The following is a 17,169-nucleotide window of genomic DNA, read 5'->3' as shown; positions in this document are numbered from 1 at the left end:
GGCATGTTTGTGCACAACTTGCGACTGGGCGCGGCGAGCCTTCGGCGCAACGTCTTGCTGACGACTTTGATGATCATGTCGATCGGCTTTGGCGTGGCGGCGTCGATGGTGACCTTTGCCGTGTTCCGTGCGGTATCGGGCGATCCGATCCCGCAGAAGTCGTCGCAGTTGTTCGTGCCGCTGATCGACAACCGCGGGCCGCAGTACAACCGCCACGGCGAGCCGCCCTCGGCGCTCAACTATGTCGACGCCGTGGCCCTGATGCGGGCGCACAAGGCGGTGCGTCAGACCATGCTCTATCCGGTCGGCCTTTCGGTGATGCCGGATGACCCGCACCGCATGCCGTTCAAGGCGCCCGGCTATGCGACTTACGGCGACTTCTTCAGCATGTTCGACGTACCGTTCCTGTTCGGCAGCGGCTGGAGCGACACCGAGGACGAAGCGCGCGAGCCGGTCATCGTGATCAGCCGCGAGCTCAACCAGAAGTTGTTTGGCGGCAGCAACAGTGTGGGCCAGCGGCTGGTGCTGGACGACAAGCAGTACCGCATCGTGGGCGTCACCAACAAGTGGGATCCCAAGCCGCGCTTCTTCGATACCTTCAGCGGCAACGCCTATGCTGACCCCGCGCAGATCTATATCCCCTTCACCTACGCCATCGCGCAGCACATCGATACCCGCGGCAACAACAACTGCGGCAGCGACGGCAAGCGCGGCGATACCTGGGATAGCTGGCTGCAGGGCGAATGCGTGTGGATCAACCCCTGGGTCGAACTGGACAACGCCGCGCAGGTGCAGGCCTATCGGCAGTTCCTGGACGGCTATGCGCGTGAACAGCGCGAAGCGGGGCGTTTCAACTGGGCGCCCAACAACCGGCTGCGCGACGTGCGTGAATGGCTGGACTACCAGCGCGCGGTGCCGCCGGAAAGCCGCATCTCGATGACGCTGGCGTTCGGCTTCCTGCTGATCTGTCTGGTCAACACGATTGGTTTGCTGCTCGCCAAATTCATGCGCCGAGCACCAGAGATCGGTGTGCGTCGCGCATTGGGTGCGTCGCGCGGCGACATCTACCGCCAGTTCCTGGCCGAGGCAGCGATGGTTGGATTGGCGGGAGGTGCGTTGGGCTTGATGTTCACCGCGATCGGCATGCTGGGCTTGGGTATGGTGTTCGAGCCGCAGATCGCGCGGCTGGCGCATCTGGACGTATCGCTGATGCTGTTGACCCTGCTGGTGGCCATCCTGGCGACCGTGGTTGCAGCGTTCTATCCCACCTGGCGGGCGGCGCAAGTGCAGCCGGCCTGGCAGCTCAAGTCCAACTGAGGGGAGAGGCGAGCCATGCAGATCAAACCGATCCTTTCCGCGCTGCGCCGACACAAGGCCGGCACCTTCCTGATCGCGGCGCAGATCGCGCTCACGTTGGCGATCGTGTGCAATGCGCTGTTCATCATCCAGCAGCGCGTCGCGCATCTGTCCGAACCCAGCGGCATCGACGAAGCCAATATCTTCGTGATCAAGAGCGAGTGGGTGGGCGCGCCCGCCCCCGATCAGGCCGACGCGCAGATGCGGGAGGATCTGCAGGTGCTGCGCCAGCTGCCCGGCGTGCAGAACGTGACGCCCAGCAACTCCTATCCGCTGCGCGGCGACGGCTGGGATGACGCCATCAGGCTCAAGCCCGACCAGGTGCAGGACAGCTCCGGCGCCACCATCTATTTCGCCGACGAGAACTTCCTCGACACGCTGGATCTCAAGCTGATCGCCGGGCGCAATTTCCGGGCCGAGGAAATTGGCCACATGGATCTGCGCTACAAGCTCGCGCCGCCGGTGGTCATCATCACCAAGGCGCTGGCTGAAAAACTCTTCCCGGGCGAGACGGCGGTCGGCAAGACCATCTACCTGATCGGCGGTCCCGCGACCGTGATCGGCGAAGTCGAACTGCTGCAGGCGCAAAGCGTGGAGCATTGGGCTTCCGAATTCGCCTATCGCTCGGTGATCATCCCCGAGCGGCTGAATGTGTCGCTGGGTGCGTTCTACATCGTGCGCGCCCGGCCGGGGCAGCTGGAGACGGCCATGCCGGCTGCGGTCAAGGCGCTGTTCGCGCACAACCCGCGCCGCGTGATCAACGAGGACGATGGCGTGCTCAGCTTCAGCGACGTGCGCTCGCGCGCCTACGAGAGCGATCGCGGCATGGCCATCCTGATGGGTGTGATCTGCGCGGTGCTGCTGGCTGTGACCGCGGCGGGCATCGTGGGCCTCACCAGTTTCTGGGTGGGCCAGCGCCGCAAGCAGATCGGCGTGCGGCGCGCACTGGGAGCGACGCGGCGCGACATCCTCAATTACTTCATGACCGAGAACCTGCTGATCAGCGTGGGCGGCGTGCTGTTCGGGGCAGTGCTGGCCATTGCGATCAATCTGTGGATGGTCACGCGTTTTGAAATGCATCACCTGTCGATGGTGTACCTGATGGCAGGCGTGGCGATGTTGCTGTTGCTGGGGCAGGGTGCGGTGCTGGCGCCGGCGCTTCGCGCGTCGCGCGTGCCGCCGGTGGAGGCCACGCGATCGGTGTGATCGCGTGGATGGTGCTAAGGAGGGGAAACCACATGTTCGGCTATTACCTTGACCTGGCGCTACGCAGCCTCAGGCGCAACAAGATTCTCACCGCACTGATGGTGGTGGCCATTGCCCTGGGCATCGGGGCAAGCATGACCACGCTCACGGTGCTGCATGTGCTGTCGGGCGATCCGCTGCCGGGCACCAGCGCCACGCTGTTCTATCCGCAGGTCGATCCGCGCGATATGGACGGCTACGAGGAAGGCAAGCGTCCGCCGGAACAGGTGACCTGGACCGACGGCATGAACCTGCTGCACGCCAAGCGCGCCGATCGTCAGGCCCTGATGACCGGCGGTGCGGTGCCGGTGCAGCCGGCGCAGGCCAATATCGACCCGTTCTTCAGCGACGCGCGCTATACCAGCAGCGACTTCTTCCCGATGTTCAAGCTGCCGTTCCTGTACGGTCGTCCGTGGAGCGAGTCCGAGGACAACGCCAAGGCGCGTGTGGTGGTGATCAGCCGCACGCTCAACGAGAAGCTGTTCGGCGGCAAGAACAGCGTCGGCCAGACGCTGCGCATGAAGGACAGCGCGTTCCAGGTGATCGGCGTGCTGGACAGCTGGCGGCCGACGCCGCGCTTCTATGACCTGAACATGGAGAGTTACGGCTCGGTGGAAGACGTGTTCGTGCCGCTGACCACCGCGCGCGACGTCCACTTCGAACACAGCGGTTCCACCGATTGCTGGGGCACCGGTGGCGGCGACGACGATCACGCCGAGACCTCGCCCTGCGTATGGCTGCAGTTCTGGGTGCAGATCAACGGTACGGACAAGGTCGCCGCCTATCGCGACTATCTGGTGCACTACTCGCAGGAGCAGAAGACGCTCGGCCGCTTCCAGCGTCCGCCGAACGCGCAGCTGCCCAGCCTGATGGAATGGCTGGACATCAACAAAGTGGTGCCCGGCGACGTGCGCCTGCAGACCTGGCTGGCGCTGGGCTTCCTGCTGGTGTGCCTGGTCAACACGGTGGGCCTGATGCTGGCGAAGTTCCTGCGCAAGTCCGGCGAGCTCGGTGTGCGCCGCGCGCTGGGCGCGTCGAAGCGCGAAGTGTTCGCCCAGCTGTTGATCGAGTCCGGCGTCATCGGCCTTGCCGGCGGCATGGTCGGCCTGCTGTTGGCCTTCTTTGGCCTGTGGCTGGTGCGCAAGCAGCCGTCCAGCTACGCGGCGCTCGCGCATATGAGCATGGGCATGTTGTTGGTGACGTTCCTGCTGGCGGTCGGCGCCACCTTGCTTGCCGGCCTGCTGCCGGCATGGCGCGCCTGCCAGATCACTCCCGCACTGCAACTGAAGAGCCAGTGACCATGGACATTCTTCCGATTCTCTCCACGTTGCGCCGTCACAAGACCACCGCCTTCCTGGTGATCGTGGAGATCGCGCTGACCTGCGCCATCGTCTGCAATGCGGTGTTCATCATCAACCAGCGCATCGATCGCATCCATATGCAGAGCGGTGTGGATGAGCAACATCTGCTGCATATCGCGCTCACCAATATCGGCGTGACCAAGGATGACAAGGCGCGCCGCGCTGAAGACCTGGCGGCGCTGCAACAGGTGCCTGGTGTGGTGTCGGTGGCCTCGGTCAACCAGGTGCCGTTCGGCAATTCATCGTCCAACGGCAGCATTAAGCTCGATCCCAAGCAACGCCTCGCCACGCTCAATGCCACGGATTACTTCGGCGAGAACGTGACCCAGACGCTGGGCACCCAGCTGATTGCAGGGCGCGAGCTGCACGCCGATGACTATATGGACATGGACCAGGTGGTCAGCGCGGCCGCAGCGAAGGATGCCAAGGGCATTCCGCACGTCACGGTGATCACGGAAAAGCTGGCCCATCGCCTGTGGCCGGGACAGTCGGCGCTGGGCAAGCAGGTCTACATGTCCGACTTCGGATTCACCGTGGTGGGCGTGGTGAAGGAGCTGATCCGGCCCTCGATCTGGGACGATTCGGCGGCAAGCTACTCGATGGTGTTGCCGATACGCGTGGCCAACAACGAATACATCGTGCGCGTGGATGATCCGAAGAACCGCGAGCGCGTGCTCAAGGCCGCGGTGGCCAAGCTCAAAGAGATCAACCCGCACCGCATCGTGCTCAAGCAGCACCTGCTGTCGAACATGCGCGAGGATTTCTTCCAGAACGACCGCGCGATGACGGGGCTGCTGGTGGCGGTGTGTACGGCGCTGCTGGTGGTTACCGCACTGGGCATCGTCGGCCTGGGCAGCTTCTGGGTGGCGCAGCGTCGCCGGCAGATCGGCGTGCGGCGTGCGCTGGGTGCCACGCGCAGAAACATCCTGCACTACTTCCAGACCGAGAACTTCCTGCTGGCCACCATCGGCATCGGCGTGGGCATGGTGCTGGCCTACGGCATCAACCTGCTGTTGATGGTCCACTACGAGCTGCCGCGACTGCCGGCGATCTATTTCCCGGTGGGCGCCTTGCTGCTGTGGACCATCGGGCAGCTGGCCGTGCTGGGGCCCGCCATGCGTGCAGCGGCCGTGCCGCCGGTGGTGGCGACACGTTCGGTTTGAGCCACGGAGGGACAAGGGAATGTTCGGCTACTACCTCGATCTTGCGCTGCGCAGCCTGGGCCGCAACAAGGTACTCACCGCGCTGATGGTGTTGGCCATCGCGGTGGGTATCGGCGCCAGCATGACCACGCTGACGGTGGTGCATCTGCTGTCCGGCGATCCCTTGCCGGGGCGCAGCCAGGCGATCTTCTATCCACAGGTGGATGCCGATCCGAAGAACAAGGACAGCAGCGAACCGCTGGACATGCTGGACTACCGGTCGGCGCTCGACCTGTGGAGCGCCAAGCGTGCCGATCGACAGGTGATGCTGGTGCAGAGCCAGGTGCGCCTGAACACGGCCGATGCCGGCAAGCCCGCCGTGATGATGCCGATGCTGTCGGCCACGGCGGACTTCTTCAGCATGTTCAACGTGCCGTTCCGTTATGGCGGGCCCTGGAGTGAGCAGGACGATGCGTCCCGCGCGCGAGTGGCGGTGATCACCGACGACCTCAACCAGAAGCTGTTTGCCGGCGAGAACAGCGTGGGGCGCGTCCTGCGCCTGCGCAATAGCGATGTGCGCATCGTTGGCGTGCTCAAGCCCTGGCGGCCGTCGCCCCAGTTCTACGCCGTGCGCGGTGGCCGCTTCGCCGCGGGCGATACCAGTGACTTCTACGCCAAGCCGGAAGATGTGATCACGCCATTCTTCACCGGGCTGGACGTCAACGACGGCAATTTCCAGCAGTTCACCTGCTGGCAGATGCCGCCCCATCCGGGACATCTGCAGGATTCTCCTTGTGTGTGGGTCGCGTTTTGGGTGCAAATCAACGATGCCAACCGGGTCGCCGCGTATCGGCGCTTCGTGGCGGATTACGCGGCGCAACAGCAGGCGATTGGTCGCTTTACGCATTCGGGCAATACGCGTATGCGCAGCCTGATGGGTTGGCTGGATTTCAACGGCGTGTTGCCCAGCAATGTGCGACTGCAGGCCTGGCTGGCGGTGGCATTTCTGGCCATCTGCCTGGTCAACATGATCGGCTTGTTGCTGGCGAAATTCCTGCGCCGCAGCGGCGAAATCGGTTTGCGGCGCGCACTGGGCGCCAGCCGCGCCGCGGTGTTCGCGCAGTACATGGTGGAGTCGGGGCTGATTGGTTTGATCGGCGGCGTGTGCGGTTGGCTGCTGACGATGGCGGGGCTGTGGTTTATCCGGCAACAACCGGTGGCCTATGCAGATCTCGCGCGCCTGGATGTGCCGATGTTCCTGCTCACCTTCGTCGCCGCGATCGGCGCCAGCCTGCTGGCAGGTGCTCTCCCTGCCGTGCGTGCATGCCGCGTGGTGCCGGCATGGCAACTGAAGTCATTGTGAGGCCCGCCATGACGCAATTTGCTCCCATCCTCTCTGCCTTGCGCCGTCATCGCCTCGCCACGGCGCTGATCGCGCTGGAAATCGCGCTCGCCTGCGCGGTGCTGTGCAATGCCTGCTTTCTTATCGTGGGACAGCTGCGGGCGCTGCATATCGAGAGCGGGGTGACCGAATCCTCGCTGGCGGTGATCAACCTCGGCTGCGACGGATGCAAGGGCGCCGACCTCAATGCCAGGGTGACCACCGCGCTGCGCGCCGTGCCTGGCGTGCAGTCGGTGGCGGTGGTCAATGCCGTGCCGTTCGCGCAACCCGCGGGCTATGCCGGCATCAACCTCGACCACGAACATTTCATCGCCGTGCCGCATTTCTACGCGGGCGGTCCTGGCGCGGTGGAGACGCTGGGCCTGCAGCTGGTCGCCGGACGCGCGTTTCAGCCGGAGGACTTCCAGACCGCCGAACTGTGGCTGCCGCAGAACGCCTCGGTGTGGATCACACGCGCGTTCGCCGAGCGCTTGTGGCCGGGACAGGACCCGCTGGGCAAGGAGTTCTTCTCGGACCAGTACCACTTCCGCGTGGTCGGCGTGATGGCGCACCTGGCGCCGCCCGATCCGGGTGGTGGTCATGGCGACAGTGCGGGCGAGTGGTCCGTGTTCGTGCCGGTGAACCCAGGCGGGTCGCTCAATGGTGTCTATGCGTTGCGTGCTAATCCCGCCGATCTTGCGCGCGTGCTGCGTGAAGCGCGCGCCGCCGCGCAGAAGGCGGCCCCTGAGGCGGTCCTCGACTTGCAGCAAAGCCGCACCGTGCCTGAGCTGCGCACGGACTTCTTCCGCCAGACCCGGATCATGGTGGGCACGCTCGCCGGCGTCATCGTCGCGCTGCTGCTGGTGACGGCGCTGGGCATCGTGGGCCTGGCCAGTTTCTGGGTGCAGCAACGCCGCAAGCAGATCGGCATACGCCGCGCCATCGGCGCTACGCGCGGCGACATCCTGCACTATTTCCAGGCAGAGAATTTCCTGATCGTGACGGTGGGCATCGCCATTGGCATGGTGCTGACCTTCGCGCTCAACCTGGTGTTGATGAAGTTCTACGAAGTGCCGCGCCTGCCGGTGTACTACCTGCCGGTGGGAGCGTTGGTGCTGTGGGGACTGGGGCAGTTGGCCGTATTGGCGCCGGCCCTGCGCGCTTCGCAGGTACCGCCGATGGTGGCGGCGCGATCGGTGTGATGTCGTGCAGGGGCGACATGGCCGGCGCCGCGCCGGCCGATGTCACAGGGGCGCAGCGTGCCGTGAACGCTGCGACAAGGCGGCGGCTCGAGCAACAGGGCGGGAACGGATGCGTTACAACCTGATGTTGGCGTGGCACGGACTCAAGCGATTTCCACGCAGCACGATACTTGCCGTGCTCACGGTGGCCATGGGATTGGCTGCCACGATGACGACACTGGCCTTGCTGCACCAGCTCACGGCCGATCCTTTGCCTGGCCGCAGCGGGCACCTGTATCTGGCGTGGGTGGATACGGTGAGGGCCAAGCCCCTGGCCATTCAGTCGCTCAATGGCATCAATCCCAGCAACTACCATCGCATCAAGTTGGACGATGCCCAGGAGATGCTGCACGAGCACCGGGCCACTTGGCAGGCCGCGATGACCAGCGTCTATACCGAGATGACGGCCAACGATGCGGTGCATCCTCATGTGAAGCACGCTTACCTGTTGGCTACGACGGCCGAGTTCCAGCCAATGCTCGGCGTGGGCTTGCGCAGCGGTCGCAGCTGGACGGCGGCGGAAGACGCGGCGCGTGCGCCGGTAGTGGTCATCGACGAGGCCCTGGCCCAGGAACTGTTTGGCAGCATTCAGGCCGTGGGACGTGAGCTGAAGATTGGCAGCCATGAGTTCCAGGTGATCGGTGTGAGCGCGCCGTTCTCGCCACAACCACACTTCTATGACTTGTCAGCCATGAGTTTCAGCGGCAGCCGGCGCGACCTCGCGTTTGTGCCGCTGGGCGCGTTGCTCGATGCCGGTGTGGACCTGGCAGGCAACGACGGTTGCGATGAAGACGCGCCGAAGAAGCGGACCATGTTCGGCACCGACGCCGCGCATTGTGCTGCGGTGAGCTATTGGGTCGACCTGCCGTCGAAAGCGCAGGTCGATGCGTTTGGCGACTATCTGCAGCACTACGCTGCCAACCAGAAGGCCCTGGCTGGTTTCGGCAAGCCGCCGCGCTCGGAACTCACTGGCGTGGGCGCCTGGTTGAGCAAACAGAACGTGGTGCCTGACAACGTGCGCTTGAATGCGTGGCTTGCCGGATCGTTCCTGCTGCTGTGCATGGCGAACGTGGCCGGCCTGCTGGCGGCGCGCTTTCTGCGTCGCGGTGGGGAGATCGGCATACGCCGTGCACTTGGCGCACCTCGCGTGGCCATCTTCCAGCAGCACGTGTTCGAGGCGTCGTTGATCTGTCTGCTCGGTGGCCTGCTGGCGTGGCCGCTGACCTTGTTTGGGCTGTGGACGCTGCGTCTGCAAGACAATGGCTTCACCGATCTGGCGCGGCTCGATCCGAGCATGTTTGGCGCCTTGTTTGCGCTCGCACTGGCGGTGGGCCTGCTAACCGGATGGCTGCCGGCGTGGCGCGCTTCACGCGTCGAGCCGGGACTGCAGGTCAAGAGCGCCTAGGGGGGCGACATGTCACTTCGGATCATGTTCAAGATGTTGCAGCGTCACGCACTCATGCCGACGTTGGTGATGCTGCAGGTCGCGTTGGCCTGCGCCATTCTCTGCAATGTGCTGTTCCTGGTGTGGCAGCGCGTGCAACCCATGGTGGCGCCAAGCGGCCTAGCTGAAGACGAACTGGTGCTGGTGGACCAGATCTTCTCGCGGACGCATACCTTCAGCGCCGCCGAGGCGCACGCCGGACAACTGGCGCTGGCCCATACGCCCGGCGTGCGCTCCGCGTCGAGCGCGCTGGGTCTGCCCATGATCGGCATGGTGATGGTCGACTACAACTTAAAATCGCCCAAGGGCGTGACCGTCGGCGTCAACGGCTATTTCGGCGAAGGCCTGGTGAAGACCCTTGGTCTGCAATTGGTCGAAGGTCGCGATTTCCTGCCCTCGGAATACCGTGATTTTGGGATCACCCAGCAATCTTCCGACGTGGACAAGCCTTCATCGCCCGAGCCGGTGATCATCACGCAGTCGCTGGAACGGCAGTTGTTCGACGGGCAGTCGGCGGTGGGTAAGAACCTCTCGGTCACCGACGATCCCGAACATGGATACTTCGTGGTGGGCGTTGTGCGTCACCTGTTGCGCAATCAGCTGACCCTGGCCACTGATGGCCGCGGAGACAATACGCTGCTGGCCGCCAAGCGCATCGGTGACACGGCGCTGTTGAGCTATGCGGTCCGCATCGATCCGGCCATGCGGGACGTGGCGATGCACGGCATCAGCGAGACCGTCAAACGCCAGTTTGGGGCGGAAATGGGCGAAGACGCGCAGGTGCGCATTGCCACCTATGCCCAGACCCGTCACGAGGCGCTCAAGAGTCAGCGCGCCGCCCTGTGGCTGTTTGCCGGCGTCACCATTGCCGTGATCCTCGTCACCGCCATCGGCATCATGGGCCTCACCGGCTTCTGGGTGCAGCGGCGCACGCGCCAGATCGGCATCCAGCGGGCGCTGGGTGCGCGGCGTTCGCAGGTGTTGCGTTATTTCATGCTGGAGAACCTGCTGATCGCCGGCGGTGGCGTGCTGGTCGGCATGGCCCTGGCTTATGTGGCCAACGGGCTGCTGATGCACTATTACGAACTGCCGCGCCTGCCGTGGAATTACCTGCCCATCGGCGGCGCGGCGGTGCTGCTGCTGGGGCAACTGGCCGTGCTGGCGCCGGCCAGGCGGGCAGCCGAGGTGCCCCCGGTGGTGGCCACGCGGGCTATCTGAACGGATTGCCGTGCAGTTCGGCACGGGCAGCCCGGCCCGCGGTGTGCAGAATAGGCCTTATCTCAACCCGAGGATGTACCCATGAAGATTGGACCACGCATGCTCCTGGTCAGCCTGGCACTGTCTGCGGCCTGCGCCGCCACCGTGCAGGCCGCCCCGGCGGATGTCTCCACGCGCGAAAAGGCGTTGAACGATCTGCTGGCCGAGCAGTGGCAGCACAATCTGGAGAACTCCCCGGAGTTCGCCACCATCCTCGGCGACCTGCGCTACAACGACCGCTGGAGCGACGTTTCGCTGGCGCACCAGCAAGCCGAAGTGGCCAAGGCCCAGGACTTCCTCAAGCGCTTCCAGGCGATCGACACCACCGGCTTCTCCGCCGACGACAAGCTCAACCAGCAGCTGATGGTTCGCCAGCTGCAGGATGCGCTCAAGTCGCATCAGCTGAAGCTCGACGAGATGCCGCTGGACCAGATGAGCGGCGCGCACCTGCAGCTGGCCGGCTTCATCAGCTCGATCCCGTTCGACAACACCAAGGAATACGACGACTACCTCGCGCGCCTGAAGGCCGTGCCGGCCCTGTTCGACCAGGTCACCGCCGTGGCGCAGCAGGGCCTGAAGGACGGCATGATGCCGCCCAAATACCTGCTCGAAAAAGTCGTCACGCAGATTGACAGCATCGGCAAGCCGGCCGGCATGGACAGCGTGTTTGCCGAACCGCTGAAGCACTTCCCCAAGACGGTTTCCGCGGCTGACCAGAAGCGCCTGCACGATGCCATCCTGGCGGCGATCGACCAGCAGGTGCGCCCGGCTTACCAGAAGCTTGGCGCCTTCGTGAAGAATGACTACGCCCCGCACGGCCGCAGCGAGCCGGGCGTGTGGCAGCTGCCCAATGGCGCGGCCATCTATGCGTTCCAGGTGGAGCAGATGACCACCACCAAGGAAAGCCCGGAGCGCATCCACGAGATCGGCCTGTCCGAGGTCAAGCGCATCGAAGGCGAGATGACCGAGATCGCCAAGCAGCAGGGCTTCAAGGATCTGCCCAGCTTCCGCGAATCGCTCAAGACCAACCCGAAGGTGCATGCGACCTCGCGCGAGGACATCCTCAACCGTTACCGCAACTACCTGGCTGGCATGCAGCCGGAGCTGCCCAAGCTGTTTGGCCTGCTGCCCAAGACCAAGGTGGAAGTGGTGCCGGTGGAAGCCTTTCGCGAGAAGGAAGCCGCTGCGGCCGAATATCACCAGGGCACGCCGGATGGCTCGCGTCCGGGCCAGATCTTCGTCAACACCGGCGACTACCAGAACCGCAGCGTGCTGAGCATCGAGTCCACTGCCTATCACGAAGGCATTCCGGGCCATCACATGCAGATCTCGATCGCGCAGACCCTGCCCAAGCTGCCGCCGTTCCGCCAGCAGGCGGGCTATACCGCCTATATCGAAGGCTGGGCACTGTACGCCGAGCAGCTCGGCAAGGAAGTGGGCTTCTACAAGGACCCGCTGTCCTACTACGGCCATCTCTCCGATGAACTGCTGCGCGCCGACCGCCTAGTGCTCGACACGGGCGTGCACTACAAGCACTGGTCGCGTCAGCAGATGGTCGACTTCTTCCATGCCCATTCCAGCGAGGATGAGCCGGATGTGCAGGCCGAGACCGACCGCTACATCACCTGGCCGGGTCAGGCGCTGGCATACAAGATGGGCCAGCTGAAGATCCTCGAGCTGCGTGCGCGCGCCAAGAAGGAGCTGGGCGACAAGTTCGACATCCGCTCGTTCCACGACGAGGTGCTGGGCGGCGGCGCGCTGCCGCTGGACGTGCTCGAAGCGCGTACCGATGCCTGGATTGCCGCGGTGAAGGCGGGCAAGGCGCCGGTGCATCCGGTCAACAACTAAGTCGTTAGTCCTATGGAACCGTCATTCCAGCGAAAGCTGGAATCCAGCGCCTTCAGCGCCTTGGACAGGCACTGGATCCCAGCCTTCGCTGGGATGACGGTCATTTTAAGAACTCACCGGCGACGAATTCGGCCGAACCTGTCAACCTTTTGGCGTGGAGATGCATCCACGTCTACATGTGCAAGCGACGAATGCGAACCGTACTGATCATCGACGACAACCCGGCCGTGGGTGAGGCGCTGTCCCTGGCGCTCTCCCTGCATGAGATCCGCCCGCTGATCGCGCTCACGCCCGAGCAAGGCTTGGCCATGCTCGAGACCGAGCGGGTGGACGTGGTGATCCAGGACATGAATTTCACCGCCGATACCACCTCGGGCGAGGAGGGCATCGCGCTGTTCCGCGAGCTGCGCCAGCGCCACACCGATATGCCGGTGATCCTGCTGACCGCCTGGACCCACCTGGAAACCGCGGTGGAACTGGTCAAGGCCGGGGCGGCGGACTATCTCGCCAAGCCGTGGGACGACGCCAAGCTGCTCGCCACGGTGGAAAACCTGCTGGAGCTGTCCGAGTCCACCCGCGAAGTCACGCGCGCCCGCAACGAGCGCCGCAAGCGCCGTGAAGACCTGCAGCGCCGCTACGACCTCGACGGCATCGTGTTCGCCTCCGAAGCCATGGCACGCACGCTGGACCTGGCCTGCCAGGTGGCTCGCTCCGACGTACCCGTGCTCATCACCGGCCCCAACGGCGCCGGCAAGGAACGCATCGCCGCCATCGTGCACGCCAACTCGGCGGTCAAGCGCGGCCAATTCATCGCGGTCAACTGCGGCGCGCTGCCGGGTGAATTGATCGAAGCGGAATTGTTCGGTGCCGATGCGGGTGCCTATACCGGCGCCAACAAGGCGCGCGAAGGCCGCTTCGAGATGGCCGACGGCGGCACGCTGTTCCTCGACGAAATCGGCAACCTGCCGCTGTCGGGCCAGGTGAAGCTGCTGCGCGTGCTGGAAACCGGCCAGTTCGAGCGCCTGGGTTCGGGCCGCACGCGCCAGGTGAAGGTGCGCGTCTTGAGCGCCACCAATGCCGACCTCAAGGCGATGATCCGCGCGGGCACGTTCCGCGAAGACCTGTACTACCGCCTCAACGTGATCGAAGTGAACCTGCCGCCGCTGGCCGATCGCGTCGACGACATCCTGCCGCTGGCCGAATTCTTCCTCGGTGGCCGCGCCGAACTGACCGACGCCGCGCGCGATTCGATGCTGAGCTATCCGTGGCCGGGCAACGTGCGTGAACTGAAGAACGCCATCGAACGCGCCGCGCTGCTGGTGAGCGACGGCCGCATCACCCCCGAACAGCTCAACCTGCCGCAGATGGCCGTGGCCGGCGCGCGCAACCTGGACGAACCCAGCCGTGAGTCGGTGGAAGCGGCGCTCGACAAGGCCGGTGGCGTGGTCAGCCGTGCGGCCCAGACCCTGGGTCTGTCACGGCAGGCGTTGTATCGCCGCATGGAACGTTACGGCTTGGCCCAGGCGTGATGCCCGCCGGCCCAGGCGACTCACTTGTAGGAGCGCACCCTGTGCGCGACCACCGTATCGAACTGGCAAACCGTGACGGGACGGTCGCGCACAGGGTGCGCTCCTACGACGGTGGGGAAGTCGCGATTGCCCACGCGCCAAAGCCCGAGGATGATGTGGCCCGTGCAGAAGGAGTCCGCCATGCGACACCGCACCCTGCTACTCGTCATCGGCTTGTGCTGCCTGAACGCCGCGGCCTGGGCCCAGGGCAGCGCGCCCGCCAAAACCCCCAATCTCACCTTGCCCCCGATGCCTCCCGCGCCAGCAAGCACGGCGGCAGACGGCTATCGCGACACCTTGAGCAGCGCCGCCAACGACGCGCAACGCTTCAACTTCAGCGCCAACCCCGCCAAGGACAAGGCACCGCCCGATCAGACGCCGATCCGGGTGATCATCAACAACGGCCACGGGCCGCACGTAAACTGCGTGCCGATGGGGCCGGGTGCGGGATGCCACTGATGACGATGGCTCACGGAGGAGACCTTTGATGCGGCTGGGCTTGCGTTCGCTCGAGTCGCGCATGGTGGTGCTGCTGGGCTTTGCGGGCCTGACCGGCGCACTCATCTATGCCGGCGTCACCCAATGGCCGCTGCCGCAGATCCTGGTGTGGATGCGGCACGATCTGGGCATCGACCTGGGTGCACCAGCGCGCTTTGGTTTCTATGGCGGCATCCTCGTCTCGCTCGCGTTCCTGCTGCCGCTGTCGCTGTGGCTGGGCCATCGCGTGATGTCGCCGATCACCAAGCTGCTGCGCGCGCTCGAAGGCGCCGTGGCCAGCTACCGTGATGGCGACTTCAGCTTTTCCATCGCCGCCACGCGCCGCGACGAGCTGGGCGAACTCATCCGCATGCACAACGCGCTGGGCCAGACCTTGCGCGAGCAGCGGCAGAACCTCGCCCAGCGCGAATTGCTGCTCGATACCGTGGTGCAAAACACGCCGGTGGCGCTGGTGCTCACCGATGCGAGCAACCGCGTCACCTACGCCAATATCGCCGCGCGTCATCTGTTCAACGAAGGCCGCACCCTGCATGGCCTGAGCTTCGCCGAGCTGATCAGCGACAGCCCCGAGGCGCTGCGGCGCGCCGTGGAAGGCGGCGAGGATGCGCTGCTCACGGTCGAAATGGATGGCGGCGAAGAGACCTTCCATCTGTCGCAACGGAGCTTCCGCCTGCATGGACGGCCGCATCGCCTGCAGCTGTTTCGCCGCATGACGCGCGAGTTGTCGCGCCAGGAAGTGGCGACGTGGAAGCGCGTGATACGCGTGATCAGCCACGAGCTCAACAATTCGCTGGCGCCGATTTCCTCGCTGGCCCATTCGGGTGCGGAACTGGCGCGCCGCGGCGACACCGCGCGTCTGCCGGGCGTATTCGCCACTATCGGCGAACGCGCGCGGCATCTGCACGGATTCATCGCAGGCTACGCCAGCTTCGCCAAGCTGCCCGCGCCGCAGCCGGTGGCGATCGACTGGAAGCCGTTCCTCGATGGCCTGTCGCTGCACTGCAAGTTCCAGCTCAAAGGCTCGGTGCCCGAACAACTCGGCTGGTTTGACGCCGCGCAGATCGAGCAGGTGCTGATCAACCTGGTCAAGAACGCGCACGAGTCCGGCAGCGCCGATGACGAGGTCACGCTGTCGCTAGGCATCATCGGCCGCGACGTGCGCATCGAAGTGGCCGATCGCGGCCCCGGCATGAGCGAAACGGTGCTGGCGCAGGCGTTGTTGCCGTTCTATTCGACCAAGCGTTCAGGCACGGGCCTGGGCCTGGCCCTGGCACGTGAGATCGCCGAAGCCCATGGCGGCCGCATTGCGCTGGCCAACCGGGAAGAGGGCGGTCTGCGGGTCAGCCTGCTCCTGCCGCTGGGGCCGCGCTGAACCCCTCATCGCGGGTCTGTGCGCTCGCCTATACTCGGGGGCAACCTTCATGGAACGGGGATGTGGCAATGGGACAGCTGTTTGCTTTAGTGATCATCGTGGTCGCGGTCATCGTGCTCGCCAAGCTGGTGCGCATCGTGCCGCAGGGTTACGAATGGACGGTGGAGCGCTTCGGTCGCTACACCCGCACGCTTTCCCCCGGCCTGCATTTCCTGGCGCCCTTCATCTACAACATCGGGCGCAAGATGAACATGATGGAGCAGGTGCTGGACGTACCCTCGCAGGACGTCATCACCAAGGACAACGCCGTGGTGCGCGTGGACGGCGTGGTGTTCTACCAGGTGCTGGATGCGTCCAAGGCCGCCTATGAAGTGGCCAATCTGGAGCAGGCTGCACTGGCCTTGATCATGACCAATATCCGCACCGTGCTCGGTTCAATGGATCTGGATGAATCGCTCAGCCAGCGCGACGCCATCAACGCCAAGCTGCTCAAGGTGGTTGACGAAGCCACCCATCCCTGGGGCGTCAAGGTCAACCGCATCGAGATCAAGGACATCGCGCCGCCGCGCGACCTGGTCGATTCGATGGCCCGCCAGATGAAGGCCGAGCGCGAGAAGCGCGCGAATATTCTCGATGCGGAAGGTTTCCGCCAGGCGGCCATCCTCAAGGCCGAAGGTGAGAAGCAGTCGGTGATCCTGGCCGCCGAAGGCGAGAAGGAAGCCGCTTTCCGCGCCGCCGAAGCCCGCGAGCGCTCCGCCGAAGCCGAAGCAAAGGCGACTGCGATGGTGTCCGAGGCGATTGCCAACGGCAACGTCAACGCGCTGAACTACTTCGTCGCCACCAAGTACGTCGAAGCGCTGAAGGAAATGGCCAACTCGCCCAACCAGAAGATGCTGCTGTTGCCCATGGAATCCACCGGTATCCTCGGCTCGCTCGCCGGCATTGCCGAACTGGCCAAGGATTCGCTCAGCCAGCAGCAGGCCAGCACCACGGTCCGCCGCACGCCGCCGTCAATAAGCTGAGACCGGGGGCGCGACGACGATGGAACAGATTGCCCTTCATTACCTGTGGTGGATTCTTGCGCTGGTGCTGATCGCCATCGAGGTGATCCTGCCCGGCTATTTCATGTTGTGGATCGGCATTGCCGCCGGCATCACCGGCGTGGTGGTGCTGGTGGCGCCGGATTTGTCGATGCTGGCGCAGGCGGTGGTGTTCGTGGTGCTCGCCTTTCTGTCATGCGCCGCGTACTGGTACGGCTTGCGTCCGCGCCTGATGCGCGACGAGCCCGGCGATGCGCTGCTCAATCGTCGCGGTGAGCAGAAAATCGGCCAGCGTTATGTGCTGGTTGAGCCGATTGTGCATGGGCGGGGCAAGGCGAAGGTGGGTGACGGTCTGTGGTTGGTGAGCGGGCCGGATTTGCCGGCGGGGGCGATGGTGGAGGTGGTTGGGGTGGAGG

The 17,169-nt window shown here is 64.8% G+C and carries 14 protein-coding genes; all 14 read left to right on the top strand.

Annotated elements, in window-relative coordinates; genetic code table 11:
• The first annotated feature begins 3 nt into the window (after nt 1-3).
• Nucleotides 4-1,317 carry an ABC transporter permease gene (locus Y882_RS03575; protein ID WP_046970613.1) on the top strand — a complete coding sequence of 438 codons (1,314 nt, stop codon included), beginning with the start codon at nt 4-6 and terminating at the stop codon, nt 1,315-1,317.
• 15 nt (nt 1,318-1,332) lie between these two features.
• Nucleotides 1,333-2,562 carry an ABC transporter permease gene (locus tag Y882_RS03570; RefSeq protein ID WP_046970514.1) on the top strand — a complete coding sequence of 410 codons (1,230 nt, stop codon included), beginning with the start codon at nt 1,333-1,335 and terminating at the stop codon, nt 2,560-2,562.
• A 32-nt stretch (nt 2,563-2,594) separates the two neighbouring features.
• A complete protein-coding gene (locus tag Y882_RS03565) occupies nt 2,595-3,899 on the top strand; it encodes an ABC transporter permease (protein WP_046970513.1) in 1,305 nt (434 codons plus the stop codon).
• Between the two features lie 2 nt (nt 3,900-3,901).
• Complete coding sequence (locus Y882_RS03560) at nt 3,902-5,125, top strand: ABC transporter permease (RefSeq protein ID WP_046970512.1); 1,224 nt, start codon at nt 3,902-3,904, stop codon at nt 5,123-5,125.
• A gap of 19 nt (nt 5,126-5,144) precedes the next feature.
• Nucleotides 5,145-6,467: an ABC transporter permease gene (locus Y882_RS03555; RefSeq protein ID WP_046970511.1), complete on the top strand. Its 1,323-nt coding sequence runs from the start codon at nt 5,145-5,147 to the stop codon at nt 6,465-6,467.
• 8 nt (nt 6,468-6,475) lie between these two features.
• The gene (locus tag Y882_RS03550) at nt 6,476-7,687 is read left to right on the top strand and encodes an ABC transporter permease (RefSeq protein WP_046970510.1); all 1,212 of its coding nucleotides are present in this window, start codon (nt 6,476-6,478) and stop codon (nt 7,685-7,687) included.
• 109 nt (nt 7,688-7,796) lie between these two features.
• A complete protein-coding gene (locus tag Y882_RS03545) occupies nt 7,797-9,131 on the top strand; it encodes an ABC transporter permease (protein ID WP_046970509.1) in 1,335 nt (444 codons plus the stop codon).
• Between the two features lie 9 nt (nt 9,132-9,140).
• Nucleotides 9,141-10,388: an ABC transporter permease gene (locus tag Y882_RS03540; RefSeq protein WP_046970508.1), complete on the top strand. Its 1,248-nt coding sequence runs from the start codon at nt 9,141-9,143 to the stop codon at nt 10,386-10,388.
• A gap of 81 nt (nt 10,389-10,469) precedes the next feature.
• Complete coding sequence (locus Y882_RS03535; protein ID WP_052949652.1) at nt 10,470-12,275, top strand: DUF885 domain-containing protein; 1,806 nt, start codon at nt 10,470-10,472, stop codon at nt 12,273-12,275.
• A gap of 191 nt (nt 12,276-12,466) precedes the next feature.
• Nucleotides 12,467-13,804 (top strand): sigma-54-dependent transcriptional regulator, encoded by a 1,338-nt coding sequence (locus tag Y882_RS03530; RefSeq protein ID WP_046970507.1) that lies wholly within the window; start codon nt 12,467-12,469, stop codon nt 13,802-13,804.
• A 180-nt stretch (nt 13,805-13,984) separates the two neighbouring features.
• Nucleotides 13,985-14,302 (top strand): hypothetical protein, encoded by a 318-nt coding sequence (locus tag Y882_RS03525; RefSeq protein WP_046970506.1) that lies wholly within the window; start codon nt 13,985-13,987, stop codon nt 14,300-14,302.
• A 28-nt stretch (nt 14,303-14,330) separates the two neighbouring features.
• Nucleotides 14,331-15,713, top strand: a complete 1,383-nt coding sequence (locus tag Y882_RS03520; RefSeq protein WP_046970505.1) for a sensor histidine kinase — start codon at nt 14,331-14,333, stop codon at nt 15,711-15,713.
• A 68-nt stretch (nt 15,714-15,781) separates the two neighbouring features.
• Nucleotides 15,782-16,735: an SPFH domain-containing protein gene (locus Y882_RS03515; RefSeq protein WP_046970504.1), complete on the top strand. Its 954-nt coding sequence runs from the start codon at nt 15,782-15,784 to the stop codon at nt 16,733-16,735.
• Nucleotides 16,736-16,754: 19 nt separating this feature from the next.
• A partial coding sequence (locus Y882_RS03510; RefSeq protein WP_046970503.1) for an NfeD family protein occupies nt 16,755-17,169 on the top strand: 415 nt, incomplete at its 3' end.

The sequence above is a fragment of the Dyella japonica DSM 16301 genome (assembly GCF_001010355.1).
Classification (GTDB): domain Bacteria; phylum Pseudomonadota; class Gammaproteobacteria; order Xanthomonadales; family Rhodanobacteraceae; genus Dyella; species Dyella japonica.
The sequence above is the reverse complement of the archived record's forward strand: the minus strand, read 5'-3'. Positions and strand labels throughout refer to the sequence as shown.

What these genes read in the sequence shown, in the direction of transcription:
- Y882_RS03545 (WP_046970509.1), top strand. Translation starts at nt 7,797, where the DNA reads ATGCGTTACAACCTGATGTTGGCGTGGCACGGACTCAAGCGATTTCCA.
- Y882_RS03555 (WP_046970511.1), top strand. Translation starts at nt 5,145, where the DNA reads ATGTTCGGCTACTACCTCGATCTTGCGCTGCGCAGCCTGGGCCGCAAC.
- Y882_RS03550 (WP_046970510.1), top strand. Translation starts at nt 6,476, where the DNA reads ATGACGCAATTTGCTCCCATCCTCTCTGCCTTGCGCCGTCATCGCCTC.
- Y882_RS03530 (WP_046970507.1), top strand. Translation starts at nt 12,467, where the DNA reads ATGCGAACCGTACTGATCATCGACGACAACCCGGCCGTGGGTGAGGCG.
- Y882_RS03570 (WP_046970514.1), top strand. Translation starts at nt 1,333, where the DNA reads ATGCAGATCAAACCGATCCTTTCCGCGCTGCGCCGACACAAGGCCGGC.
- Y882_RS03560 (WP_046970512.1), top strand. Translation starts at nt 3,902, where the DNA reads ATGGACATTCTTCCGATTCTCTCCACGTTGCGCCGTCACAAGACCACC.
- Y882_RS03565 (WP_046970513.1), top strand. Translation starts at nt 2,595, where the DNA reads ATGTTCGGCTATTACCTTGACCTGGCGCTACGCAGCCTCAGGCGCAAC.
- Y882_RS03520 (WP_046970505.1), top strand. Translation starts at nt 14,331, where the DNA reads ATGCGGCTGGGCTTGCGTTCGCTCGAGTCGCGCATGGTGGTGCTGCTG.
- Y882_RS03575 (WP_046970613.1), top strand. Translation starts at nt 4, where the DNA reads ATGTTTGTGCACAACTTGCGACTGGGCGCGGCGAGCCTTCGGCGCAAC.
- Y882_RS03540 (WP_046970508.1), top strand. Translation starts at nt 9,141, where the DNA reads ATGTCACTTCGGATCATGTTCAAGATGTTGCAGCGTCACGCACTCATG.
- Y882_RS03535 (WP_052949652.1), top strand. Translation starts at nt 10,470, where the DNA reads ATGAAGATTGGACCACGCATGCTCCTGGTCAGCCTGGCACTGTCTGCG.
- Y882_RS03515 (WP_046970504.1), top strand. Translation starts at nt 15,782, where the DNA reads ATGGGACAGCTGTTTGCTTTAGTGATCATCGTGGTCGCGGTCATCGTG.
- Y882_RS03525 (WP_046970506.1), top strand. Translation starts at nt 13,985, where the DNA reads ATGCGACACCGCACCCTGCTACTCGTCATCGGCTTGTGCTGCCTGAAC.